Below are 5,133 nucleotides of genomic sequence, written 5' to 3' on the forward strand. Positions count from 1 at the left end.
TCGCTCCTCGCGGTGCTGCACGCGATACAGGACGAAGCCGGTTTCATCCCGCCCGAGGTCGTGACGCCGCTGGCGCGGGCGATGAACCTCTCGCGCGCCGAAGTGCATGGCGTGATGACGTACTACCACCATTTCCGCACGAGTGCGCCGCCGCGCGTGGGCGTGGCGCTGTGCCGGGCCGAATCGTGCCGCAGCATGGGCACCGAGGCGCTGGCCGCGCATATCGAAGCACGCACCGGTTGCCGCTTCGATGCGAAGCATGCCGAAGGCAAGAGCCACAGCCACACTGCCGAAGGCGAGCCGGTCGAACTCGAATCGGTGTACTGCCTGGGTCAATGCGCGCTGTCGCCGGCCATGACGATCAACGGCACGCTGCACGCGAAGGTGACGCCGGCCAAATTCGATGCGCTGTTCGAGGCGGCCTGCACGCAGGCCGGCATCGCACCCGCTCATAAGGAGTCCGTATGAATTCGCAGGCCGGGACACCCCCGTCGGCGGTGCGCATCTTCGTGCCGCGCGATTCGTCGGCGCTCGCGCTGGGCGCCGATGCACTGGCCGCGGCGATCGAGGCCGAAGCCGCGCGGCGCGGCGTGGCGATCGAGCTCGTGCGCAACGGCTCGCGCGGGCTCTTGTGGCTCGAGCCGCTCGTGGAAGTGCAAACGAGCGCGGGCCGCGTGGGCTACGGCAACTTCGAGGCGGCCGATGTCGCGTCGCTGTTCGACGCGGGCTGGCTCGACGGCGGCGGCAGCACGCACGCGCGTGCGGTGGGCCTCGTCGAGGAGATCCCCTATCTGAAGCGCCAGCAGCGGCTCACGTTCGCGCGCCTGGGGCTCACCGATCCGCTGTCGATCGACGATTACCTGGCCCACGAAGGCCTCGTGGGCCTCAAAGCGGCGCTGGCGATGGACGGCGACGCGGCCGTCGAGGCGCTGATCGAATCGGGCCTGCGCGGACGCGGCGGCGCGGCGTTTCCGGCCGGCATCAAATGGCGCACGGTGCGCGCGGCCAAGGCCGCTCAGAAGTACATCGTGTGCAATGCCGACGAGGGCGACTCGGGCACGTTCTCGGACCGCTTGTCGATGGAGGGCGATCCGTACGGACTGATCGAAGGCATGATCATCGCGGGCGTGGTCACGGGCGCCACGCGCGGCTACATCTACGTGCGCAGCGAATACCCGCATGCGATCGCGATGCTGAACGCGGCGATCGAGCGCGCGCGCGAGGCGGGCTGGCTCGGCGCGAGCGTGCTCGGCTCGGGCCATGCGTTCGAGCTGGAAGTGGCCAAGGGCGCGGGCTCGTATGTGTGCGGCGAGGAAACGGCGCTGCTCGAGTCGCTCGAGGGCAAGCGCGGCATCGTGCGCGCCAAGCCGCCGGTGCCGGCGCTCGCGGGCCTGTACGGCCAGCCCACGGTGATCAACAACGTCATCACGCTGGCCACGGTGCCGGTGATCTTCGCGCGCGGCGCGGCGTACTACCGCGACTTCGGCATGGGCCGCTCGCGCGGCACGCTGCCGTTTCAGCTGGCGGGCAACATCTTGCGCGGCGGGCTCGTGGAGCTGGCCTTCGGCGTGACGCTGCGCGAGCTCATCGACGAGTACGGCGGCGGCACGGCCAGCGGGCGGCCCGCGCGTGCGGTGCAAGTGGGCGGGCCGCTGGGCACGTATTTGCCCGAGAGCCAGTGGGACATTCCGCTGGACTACGAAGCATATGCGGCCGTGGGCGCGGTGGTGGGCCACGGCGGGCTCGTGGTGCACGACGATACGTCCAACCTGGCGGAGCTGGCGCAATACGCGATGCACTTCTGTGCGATCGAATCGTGCGGCAAGTGCACGCCGTGCCGTATCGGCTCCACGCGCGGCGTCGAGGTGATCCAGCGCATCCGCAACGGCGACACCTCCGAGAAGCAGGTGCAACTGCTGCGCGATCTGTGCGACACGATGGTGTCGGGCTCGCTGTGCGCGATGGGCGGCATGACGCCGTATCCGGTGCGCTCCGCGCTCGATCATTTCCCGGAAGATTTCGGTCTGCGTGCCGAGCCCAAAGCGGCCGCGGCTTGAGCCGCTGGCGCACGCAACCTTGAGGAGTACTGATTCATGTCCGACGCACTGGTATCCCCTTCGAAGACTGGCCAAGCCGGCGGCTGCGGCTCGGGCAACTGTGCCTGCAAGAGCGCCGCGCAGAACCTGAACCCGCTCGACGACATCGACTACGGCACGCCGCGCCGGCACGCCGACACGGACGTGACGCTCACGATCGACGATCGCGAGGTGACGGTGGCCGCGGGCACCTCGGTGATGCGCGCGGCGATTCAAGCGGGCGTGAATGTGCCCAAGCTGTGCGCCACCGATTCGCTCGAACCGTTCGGCTCATGCCGGCTGTGCTTAGTCGAGATCGAAGGCCGGCGCGGCTATCCGGCCTCATGCACGACGCCCGTCGAAGCGGGCATGCGCGTCGCCACGCAAACGCCGCGGCTGCAGGAGCTGCGGCGCAACGTGATGGAGCTCTACATCTCGGACCATCCGCTCGATTGTCTGACGTGTCCGGCCAACGGCAACTGCGAGCTGCAGGACATGGCGGGCGTGGTGGGCCTGCGCGAGGTGCGCTATGGCTTTGACGGCGCCAATCACCTGCAAGACGCCAAGGACGAATCGAACCCGTACTTCACCTACGACCCATCCAAGTGCATCGTGTGCAACCGCTGCGTGCGCGCGTGCGAGGAAACGCAGGGCACGTTCGCGCTGACGATCGCCGCGCGCGGGTTCGACTCTCGCGTGGCGGCCAGCGAGAACGTGCCGTTCATGGACTCGGAGTGCGTCTCGTGCGGCGCGTGCGTGGCGGTGTGCCCGACGGCGACCCTGATGGAAAAATCCGTCACGGTGCTGGGTCAGGCGGAACATTCGGTGGTGACGACGTGCGCGTACTGCGGCGTGGGCTGCGCGTTCAAGGCGGAGATGAAGGGCAGCCAGGTGGTGCGCATGGTGCCGTACCGCAACGGGCAGGCCAACGAGGGCCACGCGTGCGTGAAGGGGCGTTTTGCGTGGGGCTACGCGACGCACAAAGACCGCATCACCAAGCCGATGATCCGCGCGAAGATCACGGAGCCGTGGCGCGAGGTGAGCTGGGACGAGGCGATCGCGTATGCGGCCTCGGAGTTCAAGCGCATCCAGGCCAAGTACGGGCGCGATTCGATCGGCGGGATCACCTCGTCGCGCTGCACGAACGAAGAGACGTATTTGGTGCAAAAGCTCGTGCGTGCGGCGTTCGGCAACAACAACGTGGATACGTGCGCGCGGGTGTGCCATTCGCCCACGGGCTATGGGCTGAAGACGACGCTGGGCGAATCGGCGGGCACGCAGACGTTTGCCTCGGTGGCGCACTCGGACGTGATCGTGGTGATCGGGGCGAACCCGACGGACGGGCATCCGGTGTTCGCCTCGCGGCTCAAGCGGCGCGTGCGCGAGGGCGCGAAGCTGATCGTGGCCGATCCGCGGCGCATCGATCTGGTGGACGGCCCGCACCTGAAGGCCGATTACCATCTGCCGCTGCGCCCGGGCACGAACGTGGCGCTGATCAATGCGCTGGCGCACGTGGTGGTGACAGAAAACCTGGTGGCCGAGGCGTTCGTGGCCGAGCGCTGCGAGCCGGTCTCGTTTGCGCAGTGGCGCGAGTTCGTGGCGCGCGAGGAGAACTCGCCCGAGGCCACCGAGGCGGTCACCGGGGTGCCGGCCGCCGATGTGCGCGCGGCCGCCCGGCTGTACGCGACGGGCGGCAATGCGGCGATCTACTACGGGCTCGGGGTGACCGAGCATGCGCAGGGCTCGACGATGGTGATGGGCATCGCCAATCTGGCGATGGCCACCGGCAACGTCGGGCGCGAGGGTGTGGGGGTCAATCCGCTGCGCGGGCAGAACAACGTGCAGGGCTCGTGCGACATGGGCTCGTTTCCGCACGAGCTGCCGGGCTACCGGCACGTGGGCGGCGACGCGGTGCGCACGCAGTTCGAGGCGGCCTGGCACGTGGCGCTGCAAGCGGAGCCGGGCCTGCGCATTCCGAACATGTTCGATGCGGCGCTGGACGGCACGTTCCTGGGGCTGTACTGCCAGGGCGAGGACATCGTGCAGTCGGACCCGGACACGCAGCATGTGGCCGCGGCGCTCTCGGCGATGGAGTGCATCGTGGTGCAGGACATCTTCCTGAACGAGACGGCCAAGTATGCGCACGTGTTCCTGCCGGGCTCGTCGTTCCTGGAGAAGGACGGCACGTTCACGAACGCGGAGCGCCGCATCTCGCGGGTGCGGCGCGTGATGCCGCCGCTGGCGGGCTATGCGGACTGGGAGGTGACGCTCAAATTGTCGAAGGCGCTGGGCTACGAGATGGACTACGCGCATCCGGGCGAGATCATGGACGAGATCGCGCGGCTCACGCCGACGTTCGAGGGGGTCTCGTATGCGCTGATCGACGAGCTGGGCAGCGTGCAGTGGCCGTGCAACGCGCAGGCGCCCACGGGCACGCCGACGATGCATGTGGACGAGTTCGTGCGGGGCAAGGGCAAGTTCGTGATTACGAAGTTCGTGGCGTCCGACGAGAAGGTGACGCGGCGCTTCCCGCTGCTGTTGACGACGGGGCGGATTCTGTCGCAGTACAACGTGGGCGCGCAGACGCGGCGCACGGAGAACGTGCGCTGGCACGACGAGGACCGGCTGGAGATCCATCCGCACGATGCGCAAGAGCGCGGCGTGAAGACGGGCGACTGGGTGGGCATCGAATCGCGCGCGGGGCAGACGGTGCTGCGCGCGCTGGTGACCGAGCGCATGCAGCCCGGGGTGGTCTACACGACGTTCCACTTCCCCGAATCGGGGGCGAACGTGATCACCACGGACAGCTCGGACTGGGCGACCAACTGCCCCGAGTACAAGGTGACGGCGGTGCAGGTGATGCCGGTCCAGCAGCCTTCGGCGTGGCAGCAGGCGTACTCGCGCTTTACCGACGAGCAGCTGGCACTGCTCAACGAGCGCGAGCGCGGCGCGGCCCATGCGGGCACGGGCAAGTGAGCATAGTGAGAGACCGACGATGAACGAGCAGCACCTGATCGAGATGGCCAACCGCATCGGCGAGTTCTTCGAATCGATGCCC

Annotated in this window: 3 protein-coding genes; all 3 read left to right on the forward strand. The window is 68.3% G+C overall.

Going from position 1 to position 5,133, the window contains the following annotated elements:
* On the forward strand, positions 1 to 468 hold a 468-nt coding region (locus GWC77_RS26765), incomplete at its 5' end, for an NAD(P)H-dependent oxidoreductase subunit E (protein WP_173262241.1).
* Positions 465 to 2,057, forward strand: a complete 1,593-nt coding sequence (locus tag GWC77_RS26770; protein WP_173262244.1) for an NADH-quinone oxidoreductase subunit NuoF — start codon at positions 465 to 467, stop codon at positions 2,055 to 2,057. The genes GWC77_RS26765 and GWC77_RS26770, both read left to right, overlap by 4 nt.
* A gap of 36 nt (positions 2,058 to 2,093) precedes the next feature.
* Entirely contained in the window at positions 2,094 to 5,051 is a 2,958-nt protein-coding gene (fdhF, locus tag GWC77_RS26775; RefSeq protein ID WP_173262247.1) for a formate dehydrogenase subunit alpha, read from the forward strand.
* The last annotated feature ends 82 nt before the right edge of the window (positions 5,052 to 5,133 follow it).

The organism is Paraburkholderia sp. NMBU_R16, assembly GCF_013282575.1.
Lineage (GTDB): Bacteria > Pseudomonadota > Gammaproteobacteria > Burkholderiales > Burkholderiaceae > Trinickia.